The organism is Streptomyces xingningensis, from assembly GCF_054957865.1.
Genome location: NZ_JBDJPF010000001.1, coordinates 209,342 through 230,591, shown reverse-complemented (window position 1 = coordinate 230,591; position 21,250 = coordinate 209,342). Strand labels below are relative to the sequence as shown.

General features: G+C 70.2%; 17 protein-coding genes. 9 read left to right on the top strand and 8 right to left on the bottom strand.

The features are described 5' to 3' along the window. Positions 1 to 194 precede the first annotated feature (194 nt). Both ABCR83_RS01120 and ABCR83_RS01115 read right to left on the bottom strand, forming a co-directional pair. Complete coding sequence (locus tag ABCR83_RS01120; protein ID WP_462692274.1) at positions 195 to 1,178, bottom strand: YhgE/Pip domain-containing protein; 984 nt, start codon at positions 1,176 to 1,178, stop codon at positions 195 to 197. Positions 1,179 to 1,487: 309 nt separating this feature from the next. Then, positions 1,488 to 2,462: a LysR family transcriptional regulator gene (locus ABCR83_RS01115; protein WP_462692272.1), complete on the bottom strand. Its 975-nt coding sequence runs from the start codon at positions 2,460 to 2,462 to the stop codon at positions 1,488 to 1,490. A 110-nt stretch (positions 2,463 to 2,572) separates the two neighbouring features. Here ABCR83_RS01115 and ABCR83_RS01110 point away from each other — a divergent pair, with 110 nt between their 5' ends. The 4 genes from ABCR83_RS01110 (at position 2,573) to ABCR83_RS01095 (ending at position 5,949) form a co-directional block, all read left to right on the top strand. Next, positions 2,573 to 3,196, top strand: coding sequence for a LysE family translocator (locus ABCR83_RS01110; protein ID WP_462692270.1), 624 nt, complete (start codon positions 2,573 to 2,575; stop codon positions 3,194 to 3,196). Between the two features lie 464 nt (positions 3,197 to 3,660). Next, the gene (locus ABCR83_RS01105; RefSeq protein ID WP_462692324.1) at positions 3,661 to 4,488 is read left to right on the top strand and encodes an esterase/lipase family protein; all 828 of its coding nucleotides are present in this window, start codon (positions 3,661 to 3,663) and stop codon (positions 4,486 to 4,488) included. Positions 4,489 to 4,780: 292 nt separating this feature from the next. Further along, positions 4,781 to 5,668 carry an esterase/lipase family protein gene (locus tag ABCR83_RS01100; RefSeq protein ID WP_462692268.1) on the top strand — a complete coding sequence of 296 codons (888 nt, stop codon included), beginning with the start codon at positions 4,781 to 4,783 and terminating at the stop codon, positions 5,666 to 5,668. An 89-nt stretch (positions 5,669 to 5,757) separates the two neighbouring features. Further along, the gene (locus ABCR83_RS01095; RefSeq protein ID WP_462692266.1) at positions 5,758 to 5,949 is read left to right on the top strand and encodes a hypothetical protein; all 192 of its coding nucleotides are present in this window, start codon (positions 5,758 to 5,760) and stop codon (positions 5,947 to 5,949) included. A 5-nt stretch (positions 5,950 to 5,954) separates the two neighbouring features. Here the strand turns inward: ABCR83_RS01095 and ABCR83_RS01090 are convergent, their stop codons facing one another. Together ABCR83_RS01090 and ABCR83_RS01085 are read right to left on the bottom strand one after the other, a co-directional pair. Next, positions 5,955 to 6,731 (bottom strand): GntR family transcriptional regulator, encoded by a 777-nt coding sequence (locus ABCR83_RS01090; protein WP_462692264.1) that lies wholly within the window; start codon positions 6,729 to 6,731, stop codon positions 5,955 to 5,957. Further along, positions 6,728 to 7,324, bottom strand: a complete 597-nt coding sequence (locus ABCR83_RS01085; RefSeq protein WP_462692262.1) for a GntR family transcriptional regulator — start codon at positions 7,322 to 7,324, stop codon at positions 6,728 to 6,730. Before ABCR83_RS01085 ends, ABCR83_RS01090 begins: the two co-directional genes overlap by 4 nt. A gap of 181 nt (positions 7,325 to 7,505) precedes the next feature. Here ABCR83_RS01085 and ABCR83_RS01080 point away from each other — a divergent pair, with 181 nt between their 5' ends. Together ABCR83_RS01080 and ABCR83_RS01075 are read left to right on the top strand one after the other, a co-directional pair. Continuing rightward, positions 7,506 to 7,706, top strand: a complete 201-nt coding sequence (locus tag ABCR83_RS01080; protein WP_462692260.1) for a hypothetical protein — start codon at positions 7,506 to 7,508, stop codon at positions 7,704 to 7,706. Positions 7,707 to 7,819: 113 nt separating this feature from the next. Continuing rightward, a complete protein-coding gene (locus ABCR83_RS01075; RefSeq protein WP_462692258.1) occupies positions 7,820 to 9,010 on the top strand; it encodes an ATP-grasp domain-containing protein in 1,191 nt (396 codons plus the stop codon). A gap of 93 nt (positions 9,011 to 9,103) precedes the next feature. Here the strand turns inward: ABCR83_RS01075 and ABCR83_RS01070 are convergent, their stop codons facing one another. The 3 genes from ABCR83_RS01070 to ABCR83_RS01060 all read right to left on the bottom strand — a co-directional run bounded on the left by ABCR83_RS01070 (position 9,104) and on the right by ABCR83_RS01060 (position 15,069). Beyond that, on the bottom strand, positions 9,104 to 9,514 hold the full coding sequence (locus ABCR83_RS01070; protein ID WP_462692256.1) for a hypothetical protein: 411 nt from the start codon (positions 9,512 to 9,514) through the stop codon (positions 9,104 to 9,106). Continuing rightward, entirely contained in the window at positions 9,432 to 14,003 is a 4,572-nt protein-coding gene (locus ABCR83_RS01065) for a polymorphic toxin type 27 domain-containing protein (protein WP_462692254.1), read from the bottom strand. The genes ABCR83_RS01070 and ABCR83_RS01065 overlap by 83 nt, the downstream gene beginning before the upstream one ends. A gap of 61 nt (positions 14,004 to 14,064) precedes the next feature. Continuing rightward, entirely contained in the window at positions 14,065 to 15,069 is a 1,005-nt protein-coding gene (locus ABCR83_RS01060; protein WP_462692252.1) for an FG-GAP repeat domain-containing protein, read from the bottom strand. Between the two features lie 465 nt (positions 15,070 to 15,534). On the opposite strand from ABCR83_RS01060, the gene ABCR83_RS01055 reads away from it, so the two are divergent. Genes ABCR83_RS01055 through ABCR83_RS01045 form a run of 3 tightly spaced genes read left to right on the top strand, consistent with a single transcriptional unit; the run spans position 15,535 to position 20,188 of the window. Next, positions 15,535 to 17,304, top strand: coding sequence for an IucA/IucC family protein (locus tag ABCR83_RS01055; RefSeq protein ID WP_462692250.1), 1,770 nt, complete (start codon positions 15,535 to 15,537; stop codon positions 17,302 to 17,304). Then, positions 17,301 to 19,016 carry an IucA/IucC family protein gene (locus tag ABCR83_RS01050; RefSeq protein ID WP_462692248.1) on the top strand — a complete coding sequence of 572 codons (1,716 nt, stop codon included), beginning with the start codon at positions 17,301 to 17,303 and terminating at the stop codon, positions 19,014 to 19,016. The genes ABCR83_RS01055 and ABCR83_RS01050 overlap by 4 nt, the downstream gene beginning before the upstream one ends. Next, positions 19,013 to 20,188, top strand: coding sequence for a type III PLP-dependent enzyme (locus ABCR83_RS01045; RefSeq protein ID WP_462692246.1), 1,176 nt, complete (start codon positions 19,013 to 19,015; stop codon positions 20,186 to 20,188). The genes ABCR83_RS01050 and ABCR83_RS01045 overlap by 4 nt, the downstream gene beginning before the upstream one ends. Here ABCR83_RS01045 and ABCR83_RS01040 read toward each other — a convergent pair. Continuing rightward, entirely contained in the window at positions 20,167 to 21,084 is a 918-nt protein-coding gene (locus tag ABCR83_RS01040; RefSeq protein ID WP_462692244.1) for a GNAT family N-acetyltransferase, read from the bottom strand. The two genes, ABCR83_RS01045 and ABCR83_RS01040, sit on opposite strands and share 22 nt — an antisense overlap. Positions 21,085 to 21,250: the final 166 nt, after the last annotated feature.

Below are 21,250 nucleotides of genomic sequence, written 5' to 3'. Positions count from 1 at the left end.
CAAGCCCCGGGTAAGTCGCTGATTCTCAGGCCCGACACGCCGGGCCGGGTGATCCGTGAAGTCCGGCCGAAAAGGGGGTCGCCGAACGGTGGTTCGGCTGACTCCGGCCCTTGAGGGGTGTCACGGTAATGGCCGAAGAGCGGCCATCCCAACCGTTCGGTACGGCTCTTCCGCGCGGAATCCTCACGGCATCTTCACGGCGTCCTCCGGCCCCGGAACACCGCGGACACAAAGGTGACGGCCGCACCGGCCACCGCCCAGGCGGCCAGCACCAGCAGCGGGGCGGTCAGCGCATGACCCCGGAAGTAGGCGAGGGAACGGGCGGACCAGGTGCCCGCCCCCGGTGGCAGTGCCGGGCCGATCGCCCGCCAGAACGGCGGCAGCAGCGGGTAGGGGTAGGCGCCGCCCGCGCTCGGGTTGCCCAGCACCACGACGATCGCGATCGCCAGCCCGATGCCGACGACGCCCGCCAGCCCCTGGAGGGCCAGGGTGAGCGCGCCGACCGCGAAGACCAGCAGCGATCCCAGCCCCCACAGCCCGAGGATGCTGCCGGGCAGCGCACCCAGGACCGGTCCCGCGATGACCGTGCCGAGCAGCCCGGCGGCGATTGCGTAGAGTGCGAGCGCACCCAGCCGGATGACCGCCCGGTGCGGGTTGGCGGGGCGGGCGCCGGCGCTGATCGCAAGGATCGCGGCACACAGATAGCCGCCCACGCACCAGCCCACGACCAGGTAGAACGAGGTCAGCCCGCGGGCGTCCCCGGTGCTCGGCGGCACCAGATCGGTGACCTCCAGGGTGCGCCGCTCGGCCGCCTCGACGCGGGTGAGCACCGCCTCCGTGGCCTGGGCGAGCGAGGCGCCCGCGGCACCGGCGACCAGCAGGGTGTCGGTGCTGCCGCGCGGATCGACGACCAGCGCCGCATCGAGCTTGCGCTCCCGGATCTGCCGGGCGGCCGCCGCCTCGTCGGCCACCGTGCGCGGGGCCAGGGGGCCGCCGGGCAGCGCGCCCAGCCTGTTCACCAGCCGCCCGGCGAGCTGTTTCGGGGCGACCACGCCCAGGGCGATGTCCTTGGGTGCGGGGTTGTGGAAGGCGCCGACGTACGAGGCGATGAACGCCAGGTGCAGCACCAGCGCGCCGATCACCAGCAGCGCGGCGCGGCCCGTCACCGCGCTCCGCATCTCCCGGCGGAACGAGCGGAATGGGTGGAATGGGCGAACCACCGAGGAACCTGAGGAACCCGAGAAGGAGGGGGTCATGCCTTGAGCGTGCGGGGTGCAGGTGGCCCACGCAGGTGATCGAGGACCGTTCGAGCGATGGCCATTCATGCGAGCGCTCGATGTCTGGTCCATGGTGGGTGGGCAAGGGCGAAAACCAGCCAGGGGGTGCAGAGCACGACAGGAGGTGCGATAAGGAGATTCACGCACCTGCACACCGCCTCGGGCCGGCAGCTCCGGACCAGGCGGTGTCGATTCAGAACCGGGGGCTTTTCAGGCTCCGTGCGGTGAGTTCGATGAGCGTTGTTCTTCTTGCAGGGGAGCCTCCCAGGCGGCGGTGATGTCGCGGGCGACATCGCGTAGGAGGCCGATGAGCATGTCTGCGAGTGGTGTGAGGCTGGCGTCTGTTCTGGTCACGGCGTAGAGCTGGCGGTAGGGCCTGGGATGGGCCAGTTCGCGATGGGTGGTGCCAGGCGCATGGGTCAGGGCCAGGCGCGAGACCAGGGCCACTGCGATGCCTGTGCCGACGAGGGCCTGGGCGACATCGTAGGACTCGGTCTCGAACCGCACGGTGGGAGTGAAGCCGGCCTCGCGGGCAGCGTCGTGGAATTGTTCGCGGGCGGCATGGCCGGCCAGGATGGAAACCCACGATTCGTTGCGCAGTTGTTCCAGGTGAAGTTCGGTGTCCGCGGGCTGCCCGGTGGCCAGTGGATGGTCGTCGGGGAGAACCACGACCATCGGGTCCAACAGGAGCGGGTGAGCCCGTATGCGTGGGGGCGGCGCGAGCGGCGTGCCCCAGGACGCGACGATGGCCACATCCAGGCGCCCCGCGCTGATCTCGTCCGCTCCGCGTCCGGACACCACGTCCACGACCGAGACGTCGGCGTCCGGATGGCGGTGGCGCAGCGCCGTCAGGGCGGGTGGCAGCAGGTGCAGGGCAGCTGCCTGGAACGTTCCGATCCGCAGCCGTAGGGAGAGGTGGCCGAGCAGTGCGGCCAGTTCCGCCTCGGCTCTGTCCGAGGCCTCCTCCACGGTTCGACCGTGGGAGGCCAGCAGCGCGCCGGCCGCGGTGAGCGTTGCCCCGCGAGGACCACGCACGACCAGCGGCACCTGCCAGTCGCGCTCGGCCTTGACCACCTGCTGTGTGATCGCCGCGGGCGTGAGTTGGAGGGCGCGAGCCGCTGCTGTCAGGGAGCCGTGCCGCTCGATCAACGCGAGAAGACGGAGCTGTCCCGGGTCCACCACCATTCACTAATCCTAACGCTGCACCCTTCTCTTTTAACTTCTCTTAGGGGAGCGGGACAGGAAGCCTGGTGGTGCACCCATCGGCCGCAATCCCCGGAAGGGGTTCTTTTCCCATGCCCACGCATGTGCCCGTTTTCATCGCCACCACCTTGCTGCTGGCGATGCTGCCAGGCGCGAGTCAAGCCCTGTTGATCCGGCAGGTTCTGGAAGGCGGCCAACGCACAGTCCGGGGCACGCTCGCGGGCAACGCCACCGGCTTCCTGCTGTGGTCCACGGCCGCCGCGGCCGGGCTGTCCGCCGTCCTGCTGGCCAGCCCCACCGCGTACGCGGCGCTCCGGATCGCAGGCGGCATCGTGCTGATGATCCTCGGAGTGAAGACGCTACGGACCGCGCTCACCACCGTTTCCACCGGTCCGCCCCGCGAGGGCGGGCGCCGCACCGGCTTCGCGGGCGGATACCTCACCGGCCTGAGCACCAACCTCGGCAATCCCAAGGCCGGCGTGTTCGCCGTCTCGGTGCTGCCCCAGTTTGTGACGGCGAAGGGCCCGGTGTTCCTGTCGACCGTCGCCCTGGGAGCCTTGTGGGCGCTCGTCAGCGCCTCCTGGTACATGTTGCTCACCTGGGCCGTCGGCCGAGGGCGCGCCCTGATATCACGGCCGACGGTCCTGCGGGGGCTCAGTGTGACGACCGGTGTCGTCCTGCTGGGGCTGGGCGCCGCGGTGGCAGCAGGTGTCTGAGGGCCGGGCCGGTACTTCTTCCAGCGCCCGACCGCGCGGGCCAGCTACCGCTGAGGGCGTCGGCGTTGGCGTGGGAGATGCGGGGCCCTGGAAGCGAGAGCCGGCAGACCGCCCTCGCCCTGCAGCGGGCCGGGGTGCGGTCCGTCGCCCTGGCGCCGAGAACCTGGATGACGCCGAACTCGCCACGCACCAACTGACGTTCGACGAGTCCGACGACAAGGCGCGCCGTGCGCTCCATGTGGCCTGAGCGACTGGCTGATTTTGTACGAACGGACATATGAAACCTTCTTGACGAAGCTGCCTGCCGCCCCGCAACCTACTCGTGCGTAAGCACTCCGCTCCCGGCCCGTACGAGAGTTCCGGTTCACTGTGCTGCTCTCGTATGGCTCATCCCCCACCTGCGAGGTATCTCTGTGTTCAAGCTTCGGAGATCGTTCCGCATCATCGGCTCCTCACTCTCGGCACTGGCTCTGGTCCTGACGGCGGGCGCCGCTGCGTCGGCCGCTTCCGCCCCGGCAAAGACCGTCAGCAGTGGCTGGAATGACTACTCTTGCAAGCCATCGGCCGCCCACCCCCGCCCCGTTGTTCTCATCCATGGCACCTTGGAGAACTCCGTCGACAACTGGCTGGTCTTCGCGCCCTACTTGAAGGCCCGCGGCTACTGCGTCTTCTCCCTGGACTACGGACAGCTGCCCGGCCTGCCGGGCATCAACGGCCTCGGCCCGATCGACAAGTCGGCCGAGCAGCTCTCCGCGTTCGTGGACAAGGTCCGTGCCGCCACCGGCGCGGACAAGGTGGACCTGGTCGGCCACTCCCAGGGCGGCGGTGCGGTGCCGCGCCAATACCTCAAGTTCCTGGGCGGCGGCCCCAAGGTGAACTCCCTGGTCGGCATTGCCCCCAGCAGCCATGGCACGACCCTGAGCGGCCTGACCCGGCTCATGGATGCCATCCCCGGGGCCCGGCAGGCCATAGGCAAGGCGGCCCAGGGATTGACCGACCAGGCCGTCGGCTCGGAGTTCATGCGGCGCCTCAACGAGGGCGGCGACACCGTGCCCGGTGTCCGCTATACGGTGATCACGACCAAGTACGACGAGGTCGTCACCCCATACCGCACCCAGTTCCTGTCGGGTCCCAACGTCCGTAACGTCCTGCTCCAGAACCTCTGCTCGGTCGATGTGTCCGAGCATGTCGCGATCGGCACGGTCGACCGCATCGCCTTCCATGAGGCTGCCAACGCCCTTGACCCCGCCCATGCGACACCCACCACCTGCGCATCGGCCGTTCTCGGCTGATCTCGTCGGCCGGAAGAGACCGGAAGAGGGAGGAGGGCTTCCCGGGAGAGTGTCCCGAGGAGCCCTCCTCCTTCGCTCTCGCGGAGTTGGGCGGGCTCCGGACAACGCCCCATGCCGCCCGAACGGTTGGCCGGATTCACGCGGGCGAATCCATGCCGCACTTCTTGACGCGTGAGTAACCTTCCCGCAATCTTACTGACACGTAAGTTAGTTCCCCTCTCACCCGCAGGCAGTCCTGCACGGTGCGACGACTGCCGCGCGCCTACCTCCCCCACCTGTGAGGTGCCCCCCCATGCCCGTATACAGAAGAGTCCTGCGCGCCCTCGGTACCCTCCTTCCGGCCCTGGCCCTGGTCTTCGCGGCCGGGGCCGCCGCCCCCGCCGCGACGGCCGCCCCCGCCCGTGCCAAGGTTGTCAGCAGCGGCTGGAATGACTACTCCTGCAAGCCGTCCGCCGCCCACCCCCGCCCCGTCGTCCTCGCCCATGGCACGCTGGGCAACTCCGTCGACAACTGGCTGGTCCTCGCGCCCTACTTGAAGCAGCGCGGCTACTGCGTCTACTCCTTCGACTATGGGCAGATCCCCGGAGTGCCGTTCTTCCACGGCCTCAACTCGATCGCCAAGTCGGCCGGGCAGCTCTCGGACTTCGTCGACAAGGTCCGCGCCGCCACCGGCGTGAAGAAGGTCGACCTGGTCGGCCACTCCCAGGGCGGCGGTCTGATGCCGCGCTACTACCTCAACTTCCTGGGCGGCGGCCCCAAGGTGAACGCCCTGGTCGGCATAGCGCCCAGCAACCACGGCACGACCCTCTCCGGCCTCACCCGACTGCTGGACGTGGTCCCCGGTGCCCGTGACGCGATCCACCGCCTGACCCCCGGCCTCACCGACCAGGCGGTCGGCTCCGACTTCCTCAAGCGCCTCAACTCCCGGCCCGACACGGTGCCCGGTGTCCGCTACACCATGCTCGTCACCAAGTACGACGAGGTCGTCACCCCGTACCGCACCCAGTACCTCTCCGGCTCCAACGTCCGCAATGTCCTGCTTCAGAACCTCTGCTCGGTCGATGTGTCCGAGCATGTTGCGATCGGCACGGTCGACCGCATCGCCTTCCACGAGGTCGCCAACGCCCTCGACCCGGCCCATGCGACGCGCACGACCTGCGCGTCGGCGGTGCGGGGATAAGCCGGCGCACCGAAAACCAGTGGCCGCCGAGCCCGCCCCGGGAGAGGCTTTCGCCGGTTGATCACGGCGAGCACGGAACGAGGAAAGCCATGACCGGCGGGATGCTGGATACGGGCGGCGAAGTGACGGTACGGCTGGTGAAGAGAGCCCGCACCGAGGTGCGCTACCCCGCCCAGGTGGTGCGCGACGACGGCACCCACGCCGTCGTCCGCGCCCGGCGGGCGCTGGACGAGCTGGAAGCGCTGGCCCGGGCGGGGGAGTTGACGGGGTTGCTGGGCTGAGGGTCCTATCCCGAGAAGTCGTACTCCAGCTCATAGAGGTGGCCGGCCTTGGCCATCACGGACGCCTCGATGGGTCGGTCGCCGTCGCTGTACACCACGCGGAAGGTCCGCAGGACCGGGAGGTCACTCGGCATCTCCAGGGCCGCGTACTGCTCCTGGGTGGGGACTCGTGCGGACACCTGGTCCACACAACGGCGAGGCGGATAGCCCAGTTCGGCGAGCAGGGTGGGCGTACCGCCCCGGATTCTGCGGTGCTCCATCATCGCGGTGCCTTGCGCGATGTCGAGTGGGTAGTACGACTTGACCAGTTCCACCGGTTCGTCGTCGAACAGCAGGACCTGGGAGCGCAGCAGGGCCGTACCGGCCTTGGCGATGTTCATCGCCGCGGCGACGTCCGCCGGCGGTCTCACCTCGCCAACCTTCAGGAGTCTGCTGCTGCCCCGGACCCCTCGCTTCGCGGATTCCACGATCCAGCGGTAGGGCCGGCCCGGCTCGGCGGGTGCCATGAAGGAGGCGGGCCGTATGGTCCGCTGCCGGTGTTCGCGAACCGTTACCGCGGAGCCCGGGCGGCCCACGGCCAGTCCCTCGCCCTTCAGCAACTGAAGTGCTTTCTGCACGGTCGCGTTGGAGGCGTCGAAGCGGTCTTTGAGCTGCTGGGTCGAGGGCAGGTTGCCGCCCGGCGGCAGCTCGCCGGACATGATCTCGTCCCTCAGGTCTGCGGCGATGCGTTCGTGGAGCGAGCGCCGGTCGGGTGCGTTTCCATCAGCCTTGGGCACGGTCATCCGGCTTTCAACTCGTAGCGCAGGCACTGCCGCTGTGCGGGCATCGTCATGACGTCCACCTGGATGGGCCGATCGTCGGCATCCAGAGTGACGCGCGTCAGGTGCAGAACGGGCTCGCCCGCATCCATCGACAGGGCTTCGCGCTCGTCCGTTCCGGGCATACGGGCACGGACTTCTTCGCGGATGCGTTCTCCGACGTGGCCGAGGCGTGCCAGCAGCGTCACCGCGCCACCTGGGATCTTGGCTTTTCCGGCCAAGGCGGTGCCGCTCGCGATGTCCAACGGATAGTAGGTGTCGGTCAACTCCATCGGCTGGTCACCCAGGTACATGATCCTGCGGCGGACGATCACGTGCTCGCCTGTCGTAGTACGCAGTAGCTCACTCACTTCACTGGGTGGCACAACTTCCCCAGCAGTAACGATGCGTTGGGTTCCTTGTAGGCCCTCCGTGGCAGTCTCGTCACTCCACGCGTCAGGCTGACCGTCCTTGCGTGGCGTCAAGTAGGGCACTGATGCGCTGGTCCATTCGCTGTTGCTGCTCACAGCGACCTCCTGGGGTGGGAAGTGATCTCGAGACCTTACTGCCTTAAACATTAGGCAGGTTGATCAGCGGAAGTCACTCTTCTGCGACCTTGCCGTCTTTCGTGAATGGCAGTACGGTTCTTCGCGGGAGTGCAGGCAAGACTGTCCGGAAATCGCAGTACGACGAAGACCCCGCCGACTCGCGGAGCAGCCGAGAGTTGCGACTATCACCGTGACCGGAGATGGGGTGCGCATGGGTGACGTGATCACCGTCGGCGGGATTCCACACACCGTGCGGGACGTACGGGGCGTGCTGTCGGCCCGCAAACGGCTGGAGTTCGAGGACGGAAACGCCTACGTCGTGGGCCGGTCCCACCCGATCGAAGTTTCGCGTGTCTACCCGCTTCCCGGCCGGAACGTGCCCGGGCCTCGTCGCGCCGCTGCTGTGCGCTGAGCAGATCAAGACAATCATGTGGTTCAGGGCGTGGGGCGTAGCTGAACAGTGCGCAACTGCGGGCGGCTCACGCGGCGAACGCCCACCCGGCCCTCGGCCCGAAAGGCAACCCTGTGCAGCGGCTCTACCTCCTCGCGCTCAATCCCACCGACTCCGTCACCGAGGGCTTTCTGCCTGCCGCCGCCCGGCTCGGGCCGGCCGTCACCCTGCTCACCGATCAACCCGCCGCCCACCGAAGGGCGGGGCTCGAACTCGACATCGTCCCCTGCGACGTACGCGACTTCCGCGAGGTCATCGGCCGGATCTCGGCCTTGGGGAGACCCGCCGCCGTGTTCACCAACAGCGACCACCTGCAGACCCAAGCTGCCCTGACCGCCGAGTACTTCGGGCTCCCGGGCAAGGACTGGCGGGCCGCGTTGCGCGCCAAGAACAAGGCGCAGCTGCGGCGCGGCCTGGCTGCGGCCGGGCTGGACTCCGTCCGGTGCGTCGAGCTGGCGGCGGACGAGGAACCCGGGCCGGGAACGGTGCCGTTCCCCTGTGTGGTCAAGCCGCGCGAGGGTGTGGCCAGTGAGGATGTCGTCTTCGTCCGGGACTCCGGCCAACTGGCCGAGCAGTGCCGCCGGATCGGGGCCCGCCGGCCCGGTGAGGCCCTGGTCGTCGAGGAGTATCTGGATGGGCCGTTGCACACCCTGGAGACGCTCGGCGACGGCCGCACCCTGCACACCCTCGGCTCGTTCCGCACCCGGCTCTCCCCGCTGCCGTACTTCATCGAGCGGCGGCTGGACCTGCTGCCCGCTCCGCCGGAGCCGTACACCGCGCAGGTCCTGGCGCAGCTGCGCGCGCTGGGGATCGGGTTCGGGGTGTGCCACACCGAGTTTGTGGTGCAGGGGGAGCGGGCCCGGATCATCGAGGTCAACTACCGGGCGATAGGCGACCAGTGCGATCTCGCGCTCGCCGAGGCGCTGGGCATACCGCTGTTCGAGCACATTCTGCGCACCCACCTCGGCGAGCCGCTGCCCCCCGAGCTTGGCGCCCGCACCGGTGGCCGGTTGCGCATCGAGTATGTATGCGCGGAACGCGGGGGCACTCTGGTGTCCGCGCCCGCGGCGAGCGACCTGGAGCGTGATGGGCTGCGGCTGGTCTACCGGCCGTTGCGTGCGACGGGAGAGTGCCATCCGCTCTATCGGACCAACCGCGACTACCTGGGGGTCCTGCGGGTGATGGGAACCGATGAAGGCCGGATCGACCGGGCGGTCGCGGACTTCCTGGCGAGTCGGCGATGGGAGATCCGGGGGCAGGCATGACGGAGCCCCCGCCGCTTGGGCAGGGGCTCCGCGTTTGATGTTCACCGGGGGCGGCAGTGGCCTGATTTCCGGCCGCTCATCCGGTGCGCCCGGCTAGTCCACGAGGCCCGACTCCGCCGGGTAGTCCGGCGGCCATGATTTGGAGAAGTCGAACAGGGACTCGCGGTCCATCAGCGCGAACTCCGCCTCACGCCAGGCTGGTTGGCCCGCGATGACGAAACTGTCGCTGTCGGGGTCCAGCATCCAGGTCCACTGCGCGTCTTCCTGGGCCAGGCCGTGCCGCTCGCGCAGCACGGCGTACTCGCTTTCCGAGGCGCGCCGGATGTGCAGGCCGTTCTCGTAGATGGCCTTGAGGAACATCAGTTCCACATGACCGATGTAGACCTCCACCCGTGTGGTGGTCTCGTCGATCGCGGTCGCTTCACTGCGCAACAACAGCTGACGGTGCGATGGATGAAAGCTGACGACGCGGAAGAGCCGACCTTTGCGAATGAACTCTGACATCCTTCCGGTTCTCCTTGAAGTGGGGCTGCTGAGCCCAGTCGGGACGGGTGGGCTGCACCGTGTCGCCTTTCCAGTACCAGTCGATCGATTCCCAGCTCCGCTTGCCCGTCACCACCTGGAGCCGAAGGATCGCCATCTCCCATGCGGTGCCGTTGTTCGAGCCCGGTGTTGCCACCTGTCTCCAGTCGCCGCCCACCAGCGGCCTGCCGCGTTCGATGAACATGGCCAGGGCTTGATCGGCATTCTCGGCGCCTGGGATACCGTCCAATGTTACCGAAATCCGGACTCCGGACCTGGACAGCGCCTCTTGGGCCCCGGTCATCCAGAGGGGGCGGCCATCGGAATTCGGTGTCGGGGCGCCGAGCGCCTTGAGGTTGAACGTCTTGCTGTTCCCCTTGATGACCTCTCGAGCGAGTTTATCGGAGTACGGGTTGACTCCGAGAACGATATGATCCCCGTCCTTGATGAGGTCCGCGAGAAGCGTTTCGGGGGTGCACTCGTTGTGGACGAGGACGGCCGTCGCCCCCGCGAACACGAAGTACGTGTGGGCGTTCTCGACCTCGAAGTTGTAGACCTTGGCGCGCCGGTGGTCCGCCGTGGTGCCGAGTACCCGGTCGGTGCTGCCCTTCGCGGTCCGGAAGGTGTCTCCGGCCCGGAGGTTGTGTGCCTCGGTCCAGCCGCGGCCCTGGACCCAGAACCGGTGGCTGTCGGTGGCCTCCACGGTGCCGTCGGCCGTCCTGATGCGCACCAGTGAGTCCACCGTGCGGCGGTGCAGTCCGGTGACCTTCTGGATGGTCTTCTTGCCCGTCGTCGGTTCGGCCGACCAGACCCGGTCGCCGACCTTGACCTTCTCGATCGGTTGGGGGCCGTGGTCGGTCAGGACCTTGGTGCCGGCCGGGAAGCACCGACCCAACAGGGCTTCCGCGCCCACCTTTTCCAGACCGGCGATGGCCTGGTCGCTCAGCCCCGAGGCGCGGAGCCCGTACAGGACCTCGCTGAGGCGGGTCCCGCTCTGGATGGCAGCGCGCAGGGCCACCGCATAGCGGAGTCCGACCCCCAGGACCTGGGGTACGACGATGCTGCCGGCCAGCCAGGCGCAGCCGCTGAGCTTGCCGTGGGAGCAGTCGATGACATCCCGGAAGGCGCCTGTCACCAGTCCCTTGAGGACGGCCTTGGTCAACTCGAGGCCGTCGATGTGGACCTTGTCCTTGCGGTACCGCACATCCAGGGGGGCGCTGGCCAGGTAGTCGCGCTGGATGCTGGCGCCGCAGTCGGCCCGTGCCACGCCGGGCAGCGGGCAGGACTCCAGGAAGAACTCCATCTCCCCGTATATGTGGTACTCGAGGTCGATCTCACAGCCGATGTCAGGGCCACTGTGCGTCCCGACGCAGTCGCTCTTGGGATCGATGTCGACCTTGGTGTCGGCGCTCGGCCGCATCACCACGCCGTCCTGCCTCACCGGGCCGTCGGAGGACCTGTTGGCCTCCTGTTGCACGGCGTCGGCGGCGTCTTCGGTGCGGGACGCCGATCTCTGTGCCTCGTCGGCGAGTTCACGCGCATGCGCCGCTGCCGACTCGGCGGTGGTGGCGTCCCTGTCGGCCTGGTCGGCCACATCACGGGCGGCGCCTGCCTTGCTCTCCGCGTCACTGGCCGCGCTGCGCGCGGAGGACGCGTCCCTCTCGGCGGCGTCGGCCGCGTCGTTGGCCTGGGAGGCGTAGCCGCTCGCGGTGGTCGAGGCGTTCGCGGCGGCGGCTGCGTCGTCCGTGGCCCGCTGGTTGTGCTGGACGGTCTTGCTCTCCGCCTCCTTGGCGGCGCGTGCGGCCGCGGCCGCCGTGGCCCCGGAAGCACGTGCCTGGCCGAGAGACGTGGCGGCGGCCGCCGCGGACCCGGCGGCGTCGGCCGCGGCGGCCGCCGCTGCCTTGGCGTCGGCATCGGCCCTTTCCGCCAGGTCCTTGGCCGCGTCGGCGGCCCGGGCCGCCTGGGCGGTCTTGGCCTGGGCGACGGCTTCCTGCTGCTCGGCAGTGGTCTTGGAGCTCTGTCCGATCAGCACCGCCAGCCCGGCGGACGAGTCGGTCTCCTTGTAGGGGGAACCGAGCTGGATGGCGTCATTGGCGGGCTGTATGACCTGGGCGGCCGAATCACGGGCGGCGAGGGCCGCTTGGGCGGTCGCGTAGGCATAGCCGACGCTGCGCTTGGCGTCGTCGGCCGTGTTGTCGGCCTCGGTCCGCGCGATGACCGCGTCCGCATGTGCCTGAACCGCCTTGGACTTGGCGGTGTCGGCGTATGCCCTGGCTTGCCGTACGTTCTCGGCGGCGGCGTTGGAGGCGGCGATCGCGTCGGCGGCCGCCGCATGGGCCTTCATCACCTGGGCCCGGGTGACGGTCACATCGCGTTGAGCGGCGTCGGAGGCTGCCTTGGCCCGTGATGCGGCGGCGTCGGCGCGGGTCGCCGCCTCCCGGGCGGCGGCCGCGGCGTTGGTGGCTTCGTTGGCGGCGGCCCGTGCGTCGTTGGCGGCGGTGGTCGCGTCGTTGGCGGCGGCGCGTGCCCTGGTCGCGGCGGCCCGTGCGTCGTTGGCGGCGTCGGTGCCGTCCACCGATGCTGCGTAGGCCTCCAGGGCGGCCGCCTTGGCGGCCTTGATGTCCCGGTTGCGCTCGGCGTCCCTGGCGTTGTCACGCGCGGTGGCTGCCTTGCGTTCGGCAGCCTGTGCCGCGTCCTTCTTGTCGCTCGCCGTCTTTCCGGCGTCCTGAGCCTCAGTCAGTTTCTTTGTGGCAACGTCCCGTTGATCCTTGGCCCGTTGGTCGGCCGCCGCGGCGTTGGCGCGCTCCTTCTCGGCGGTCTCCTTCTCCGTCTTCGCCTTGTCCCGCTCGGACTCGGCGGTGGCCCGCTTGGCCGCGGCGTCGTCCGCCGCGGCCTTGGCCGTCTTCTCCGCGTCCTCGGCCCTGGCCTGGGCTGACTTGGCGTCGGATGCGTTCTTGGCCGCTTGGGCAGCCTGTGCGGCGGCACCCTCGGCGGCGGACTTGGCGTCGGCGGCGGCCTCCTGGGCGGCGATGCGCCGGAACTCCGCCTTGGCGGCGTGCGACTGGGCCATGGCCAGGGAGTTGAGGGCCTTGCTGTCGTTCGCCGAGGCGCGGGCTGCGTTGACGGCGGTCTCGGTGGCCTTGGCGGCGGCCTGGGTGGCGGCGATCGACGCCTTGGCGACCTGCGCCGCCTGCTGGGAGTACATCAGGCCGCGGCCGCGCGGCACTTTGGCCGCGTCGGCGATGGCGTACGCCTGGTTCCTGGCCGTGTCCACCCGGGCCGCCTGCTTCTTGGCGTGCTGCGCGGCGCGCGAGGCAACGAACAGCCGCCCGGATGCCCGCGCCCTGGCCTGGGCGATGCGGTCCTTGACCGAGTTGAACTCCTCCCGCGTGGGGTAGTTCATGCCGACCCGGCCCGGGTCGGCGTGCACAAAGTAGTCCTGCCAGTCGGTCAGCCGACTGGCGATCATCGACTGTCCCAGCGCCTCACCCATGGCCTGGGCGGCGGTCATCAGGTCGTCGTTGGCCTCGCGCTCGGCCTCCTGGATGGCGTCCCGCTGGGTGCGCTGTGCGTAGAGTTCGGACTGCCACTCGCTGTGCGCCGCGACGATCTCGGAGGTCAGTACCCCATGCGGGTCGGGCGGGTTGGTGCTGGTGCAGGTGGCGAACCGGGCCTTGAGGTTCTCGACGTCGATGCGGTACTCCATCGACGTCGGGTCGGATGCCTTGGTGGGGAACCCTCCGTGCTGGAGGAACAGACGCGCGTCGTCGGCGTCCATGGAGTGCATGAAGGTCATGTCCTCCCAGGCGTGCCAGTCCGCGCTGTCCTCGTAACGGTCCGGGGAGTACCGGGTGGTCGCGATGTTCTTGACCGCGTCGGCGGATTCCTGGCTCGCGTGCGAGGCAGTGCGCTCGTAGAAGTCGCCTTCGGACTTCCAGAACTGGCCGGCTATCCAGTTGCTGAAGCCGGTCTGGCCGAAGATGTCGGGGTTCCGGGGCGGCTCGGTGAAGCCGGCGTTGGTGTAACCCGGGGGTATCTGCCGGACGTTGAGCGCCCTTTCCCAGTCCGCATCCCGGTCGTTCAGCTCCTGCATCTTCGCGTAAGTGGTGTCCTTGTCCTTGGCGAAGGCGTCGGAGAGCGGGGTCTTCTCCCAGTACCGGCGGTCGGCTGCGGTATGCAGCTCCGCCTGGGTGCCGGCCAGCCCCATCCGGGCGATCACCTTCATCACCGGCCCGCCCCTGGCGAGCACATAGTTCAGCCGGCACTGGTCCTCCCGGACCTGGGCGGCGTCGTCGAGGCCGGAGTCCGCGGACCTGCGGTCCTTGGCCGTTGCCGGGCGGGATCCGCCCGGGGGTTGCAGGGCGCTGGCGGAGGCGGCCACCGCCAGTGAGGTCGCCACGGCCGTGGCCGCGAGCAGACGGTGCCGGGCGCCAACTCTTCGGCGGCGTCCGGGCGGTGAGGTTGTGCACATGCTGAGGTCACCCGTTCTACGAGGTGGAGGTGGAAGGGTTGAGGATCGGAAGCGTCAGCGCTCAGAAGAGGGTGAAGAAGCGCTGCGGATCGAGTTGGCGCAGCACATGCCACTCGCCGAAGGGGTTGGCGGGATCGCCGGTGCCCTTGATGACGCCGAGGTTGCCCTGTCTGTCCCAGGTGATCAGGTCGGCCTTGCCGTCGCCGTCCACGTCCCCGGTGGAGAGGTCGGCCAGGTCCCGGTTCCATCCGGAGCCGACCTTGATGCGGGTGCCGGGTGTCACCTCGGCGTTGGGGTTGCCGGTGCCGGGGTAGATGTACAGGTTTCCGCTGGTGTCCTTGGCGATCAGGTCGGGCTTGCCGTCACCGGTGTAGTCGGAGCGGCCGGTGATGAGGCTGAACTTGTCCCAGCCGCCGCTGCCGATCTTCGTCGGGCCGGTCAGCGTGCCGTCTGCTTGGGTTTGGTAGGACCACAAGGCCCCGTTGTTGTCCGTGCCCACGATCTGCGGCAGCCCGGTGCTGCCCCGGTCGACCACGGCCAGCAGGGAGTACATGTCCCAGCCCCAGCCGACGAGCTTGGTGTCGACGCCGTGTTCGGCCGTGTAGTACAGCGCCCCGTCCATCCGGAAGTACAGGTCGTTGCCCTGGCCGTACTGCGACACATTGGCCGACAGCATCGCGGAGGCGTCCCCGAAGCCGCCGCCCAGATCGGCCTCGTCGAAGTTGCCCTTGCCGTTCGGCTCGTAGGAGAACACGTGCCCGTCGTAGGTCCGGGCGAAGAAGGGGAACGACGGGGCGCTCGCCTCGGCGGCCCGGTGGGCCGGGTGCATCGTGTGCTGGTGGGCATGGCGCGCCGCCGCGGCCCGGTATGCCGCGCCCAGTCGTTGGGCCGCCTGGGCGCGGGACGCGGTGGTCGTGACGGGTGCCCCCGGCGTGGCCGCGGGGAGAGCGATGGCCGGCCCGGCCATGACCCAGGCCAGCAACGCGGCCAACGCCGTCCTGATGGCCGCCGCCACCGCCAGGCGGGCAGCTGGTTGTCGAGGTGACCGTTCTGACGTTCTTCGCATGATGCGATGTCCTATGAATTCCCTGTGTTATCACAGGAGTTGTCAGCACGCGAGGACACACAGACCTCACGGGTCCCGTAAGAGTCTTCCCAACCCTCCCGTACCCCGCGCCACTTGAGTCACGGTGACGGTGACTGTAAGCCCAAGCCCTCATGGCTGCACAGGAGTTGCGGAGAGATCAATCATGTATCGACGCGGAAGTGATGGAGGTGTTACCGGCGGTGCTGCACCAGAGGCCGCATCGGTGACACGCCCGGACATCCGGGGTGTGGTTCAATGGCGAATTGACAAGGTTAGGTTTACCTAACCTAATCTCTCTCTTGTGGCAGAATCCCAAGGCCAACCAGCCGCCCATCGAGGGAAGTTGCAGCCCGGTGCCGCATCGCGGAGACCGGTGCGAGACCCGGCGGCCGGGTACGTATCGAGTATGTGTGCGGCGAACGCGACGGCGCACCGGGAGCCGCGGTGAACCCGGCCGCGAACGGTGCGATCGAAGCGGCGGAGCGCGAACTCCTCACCCGGGTACTCGACGCCCTGCTCCGGGAGGACGCCTACCACCTGCGCAGTACGGCACACGCCGAGCGCCGGGCGGACGGCGACTGGCTGCGTCTGACGGTCGCGGAGGAGGCGCTGGCACTGCCGGTCGAGCCCGACGGCTTCCAGTGTGAAGTCCGAGTCCGCGCACCCCTGTTGGAGACGGGCGACGGGGACACCGTCACCGGACTGCACCCGGTGCTGGCCCGGCTGCGGGCGGCGGTCGAGCCGCCGGACCGGCCGGGGTTCGACGCGTTCACCGCGGAATGCGGCGAGGAGCTGGCGGTGCGGCGGCTGCACCGGAGGGTGCGCAGGGACGTCACCGAGCGGCTGGCCATGGTGTACGGGCCCGGCGCCGCCGACTGGACGGGGCTGCGCGGGGCCGTCGCCCATGACACCCTCGCCGCCTTCCGGGACCACCCCGTCTATCCGACCGGTCACGCCCGGTCCGGGCTCACCGAGCAGCAACTACGCCCGTATGCACCGGAGTTCCATCCCGGCTTCGCGCTGCGCTGGCTCGCCCTCCCGTGCGCAGCCGGGCGCGGCGAGTGGGACGGGCTGCCGCACTGGTGGCCCACCCCGGCCGTGCTGGGGCTGCCCCGCCTCGACGCCACCCACCTGGCGCTGCCCGTGCACCCCCTCACAGCGGGGGCGCCGCTCGCCGGGGCGCTGCGCGACACGGGGCTGGGGGGCGCCGCACAACTCGCCGAGAAACCCTGGCTGGAAGTGGTGCCGACGCTCTCGATGCGCACGGTGGCCATCGCCGACGAGCCGGATACGCACCTCAAACTGCCGCTCACCACCGCGACCCTGGGCCTGCGCAACCGGCGCACCATCAAACCCGGCAGCCTGGTCGACGGCGCGGTGGCACAGCGGCTGCTCGAGGAGATCATCGCGCATGAGCCGCGCTTCGCGGACACCATCCTGCTCGCCGACGAACACACCCACCTCGGCGCGGGCCATGAACTGCTGACGGCGCTGGTGCGCCGCTACCCGGCCGGGCTGCACCGCGCCCAGGTGGTGCCGGTGGCCGCGCTGCTCGCCCGGGCCCCCGATGGCACGCTGGTCGCGGATGCGCTGGCCGAGCGCCACTACGGGGGTTCGCTCACCGCCTTCCTCGACGCCTGCCTGGAGTTGCTGCTCGACTGGCACACCACGCTCTTCGGCTATGGCATCGCCCTGGAGTCGCACCAGCAGAACACCTCGGTGGTGCTCGACGAGACCCGGGGCGGCCGGACCCGGCTGCGGCTGCTGCTGAAGGACAACGACGGGCCGCGGGTCAACTCCACCAGGCTCGCCGCCCGGCTGGGCGGCCGGGCCGCGGATCTGCTCGGGTTCGACGACCGGCGGATCCTGGTGGGCGGCGACGGGCCGGTCGCCGATGTCCTCGCGACCATCACCGTGCATCTGTGCGCGGGCGCGCTCGCCTTCGAGCTGGACCGGCTGGGCCGGATACCGCTGGCCGCCTCGCTGGGACGGCTGCGCGACCGGCTGGCACGGGCCATCGAGGTGCTCGCCGCCGACGGGGCCGCCCCCGGGGCCGCCGCCGTGCTGCGCACCCGGCTGCTGGACGCCCCCCGGCTGCCGGTCAAGGCCATGATCACCGCAGGGACGCTGCTCGGCAAGGAGCGGTCCGGCGCCGCCGACATCAACAAGCACTATGTGGACGGACCCAACTATCTGACAGGTGTGGTGCGTTGACCCCTCATCCGCTTCCCCCCTCCGCCGATCACATCGTCGCCCATACGCTGCTCAACTGCCTGCTCCGGGAGGTCTCCGGCCCCGAGCACCAGACCGCCGTCACCGATGGGCACCTGCTGCTGCGGCTGCCCCGCAGCGGCGTCCTGCTGCGCATCGCCCTCCGCCGGGTCTCGCTGATCGGCGCCCACCGATTCGCCGGGGCGGTCAGCGCCCAGGGCCGGGGCGGCGGCTGGTCCGAACTGCCCTGGCCCGCGCTGGCCGAGCGCATCCACCGGGAGCTGGAACTGCGTACCGGAGTCCGCAATGACGAGTTCCTCGGCCAGGTGGCCGCCAGCCACGCGGGAGTGAGCGCCGCACTCGGCGCGGTCCGCCCCCGGGGCCGTCCCACCGACGCCTATCTGGACTCCGAGCAGTCGCTGCTGTTCGGCCATCGCTTCCACCCCACCCCCAAGGCCCACACCGGCGCCCCCGAGGACTGGGAGCGCTACGCCCCCGAGGCCCGCGCCCGGTTCGCCCTGAACCACCTGGCCGTACGGCGGGAATGCGTACGGCAGGACGCCTTGGCCCCCGCCGCCCTGGCGGCACTCGACCGCCAGGGCCCGGTACCGGCCGGATATCTGCTGCTGCCCGCCCACCCCTGGCAGTACGCCATGCTGCGGGACCATCCCGTCCTGCGGGCCGCGGTCCGGCGCGGGGACATCCTTGAACTGGGGCCGCGCGGCGCGGACTTCGCACCGACCGCCTCGGTGCGCACTCTCTATGACGGCCATGACTTCCTGAAATTCAGCCTCAATGTCCGCATCACCAACTGCCTGCGCAAGAACGCCGAGTACGAACTGGCCGGTGCCGTCGCCCTGACCCGGCTGCTGGAGCCGGTCGCCGCCGACCTGGCCGCCCGCTTCCCGGGCACCGGACTGCTGGGCGAACCCGCCTACCGCACCCTCGGCCTGGGCGGCCGGGAACTGGCCGAGGGCTTTGGTGTGATCGTCCGCGAGGGACTCGGCGCCCGGCTGGCACCCGGCCTGACCGCACTCCTCGCGGCGGCCGTCGCCGATGAGTACCCCACCGGCCGCGCGCAGCTCGGACAGCTGCTGGCCGGGACCGGCCCCGGCCGGGCCCTCGCCTGGTGGGACGCCTACCTCCGGCTGCTGGTCCCCCCGGTGCTGGCCGCCTACTTCGACCACGGCGTGGTCCTGGAACCGCACCTGCAGAACGTGATCATCGGCGTCGACGCCGAGGGAACGCCCCGGCAGGTCCTCTTCCGCGACCTGGAGGGCACCAAGCTGATCGCCGGGCGGCACCCGGCCGCGCTGGCCGCGCTCCCCGGAGAGGTGGCCCGCGCCCTGGCCTACGACCGCGAGCGCGGCTGGGACCGGGTCGTCTACTGCCTGCTCGTCAACCACCTGGCCGAAATGCTCGCCGCCCTCGCCGACCGGCACCCGCACCTGGAGCCACAACTGTGGTCGGCCGTACGGAGGGTGCTGGCCGCCCGCTGCGCCGAGCACGGCGACCCGCCGGCGCTGCACGCCCTGGTCGCCGGGATGCCGCTGCCCGCCAAGGCCAATCTGCTGACCCGCTGGGCACGCAAGGCCGACCGGGACGCGGGCTATGTCCGCATCGCCTCGCCACTGGCCTCGGAACTGCTGTCCGTGCTGTCGACGCTGCCGGCATCGGCCACTCCCGCACCCTCCGTGTCCTGGAGCACCACATGATCACTCCGCCCGTCGCAGCCCTGCCGGACCTCGAACTACCGGCGTACCTCTACGACCTGACCGCCCTGGACGAACACGCTCACGCCATCCGGGCCGCCCTGCCCGACACCGTCGAGCTGTACTACGCGGCCAAGGCCAACCCCGCCCCCGAGATCCTGGGCGCGCTGGCCCCGCACCTCAGCGGCTTCGAGGTCTCCTCGGGCGGGGAGCTGGCCCATGTCCGCGACACCGTCCCCGGCCGCCCGCTCGCCCTCGGCGGCCCCGGCAAGACCGAGGAGGAACTCGGGCTCGCCCTGCGGCTGGGCGTGGAGCGCATCCATGTGGAGAGCGAGCGCGAGCTGCGGCTGCTCGCCGACGCCCCGGCGGACCTCCTGCTCCGCGTCAACCTGCCGGTTGCTGAAGGGGAGTTGGGGACGGCGGCCCTCGCCATGGGCGGCCGCCCCGGCCCCTTCGGCCTCGACCCGCGCGGTGTCGAGGCCTGCCTGCCCCTGCTGCGCGGGACCCGGCTGCGGCTGCGCGGCATCCACGCCCACCTGGCCAGCGGCCTCGACGCCACCGCCCACCTGGCCGTAGCCGCCCGCGTCACCGGCTGGGCCCGGGAGCTCGCCGACCGGCACGGGCTCGACCTGACCGAGGTCAACCTCGGCGGCGGCATGGCCGTCGACTACACCCGCCCGCACACCCGCTTCGACTGGACCGCCTACGGCCGGGGCCTGGCCGAACTGGCCGACCGCCACCCCGAGTTCACCCTCCGCCTGGAGCCCGGCCGCTCGCTGACCGCCTACTGCGGCTGGTATGTCACCGAGGTCCTCGACCTCAAGCACAGCCATGGCGAGGCCTTCGCGGTACTGCGCGGCGGCACCCACCATCTGCGCACCCCGGCTGCCAAGGGCCACGACCAGCCCTTCACGGTGCTGCCCGTCGACGACTGGCCCCACCCCTGGCCGCGCCCGGCCGCGCTCGGCGAACCGGTCACCCTGACCGGGCAGTTGTGCACCCCGAGGGACACCCTCGCCCGACGGGTCCCGGTGGCTCGGATGCGGGCGGGAGACCGGGTGGCCTTCGCCATGGCCGGGGCCTACGCCTGGAACATCTCGCACCATGAGTTCCTGATGCATCCGGGGCCGACGTTCCATTTTCTGTCCGGGTCTCAGCCGAGTTCCCGCACATAGCGCAACTCGCCCATGGCCTGCTGATAGCCGAACCACTGGTTGACCGCCAGCATCGGCGCGTTCTCCGCGTCATTGTGGGTGTACGCCTCCCGGTACCCGGCCGCCCGGGCCAGGTGCAGGCTGTGGTTCTTGACCACCTTGGCCAGCCCCAGGCCCCGGTGCGAGCGGGCGGTGCCCGTCATGCCGGACAGATAGCGGCCGTGGCCGTCCGTGTGGGCCAGGGTGAAGGCGACGGGTACGCCGTCGTCCACCGCCACCACCGACAGGCCGTGGTCGACCACGGGGCGTCGCCACTCGGAGTCCAGCCAGACCTGGTAGGTGAAGCCCGGGTCCACATCGCCTGGTTCGTCCTCGGCGACCTCGGCGTCCAGCTCGTACAGCGGACGCGGGTCGGCGGCGAAGCCGGCGGCGGTGCGCAGTTGGATGCCGTTCGGCGGCTCGGTCCGCTCCGGGAGCCCCGCGGAGGCGAGGTCGAGGCGCAGGAAGCGCGCTTGGCGGGGGCGGCGCCGGTAACCGTGCTTCTCGGCCCAGCCGGGGGAGCGGCCGTCGTCCATCGCCCAGGTGTAGACCGTGCGGGCGCCGAGTTCCGCCAGATGCCGCTCGGCGGCGGCGAGCAGCGCGGAGCCGACGCCGCGGCCGGTCCGCTCGGGGTGCACAAAGGGGTTGGCGAGAGCCTGGCCCGGTTCGCCGTCGGGGACCAGTGAAGTCCGCGCCATGCCCACGACCTCGCCGTCCAGCTCGGCCACCAGCAGCCGGAAGTGCCTCTCGGCGGGGGAGTGCTCGGTCTCCCAGCGCAGCAGTTCGGGGGTGGTGATGATAAACGGCTGGGCCGTGCGGCGGGCCTCGGCGGCAGCCTCGGCGTCGGCGGGGCGGAAATCTCTCACGGTGATGTTCACCCGGGCACCGTAGGAAGGGGGATGGCTCAAAGCAAAGGGTTTTACCGACTGTAGATGGTGCATGCACTTATCTGGGCGTAGCGTCGGCGCCACGGTCCGCGACAGCGATGCGGACGGTGACAACGGGGGCTGAGCCGTGCCCCGGCACCCCGGGGCGGCCTACCGA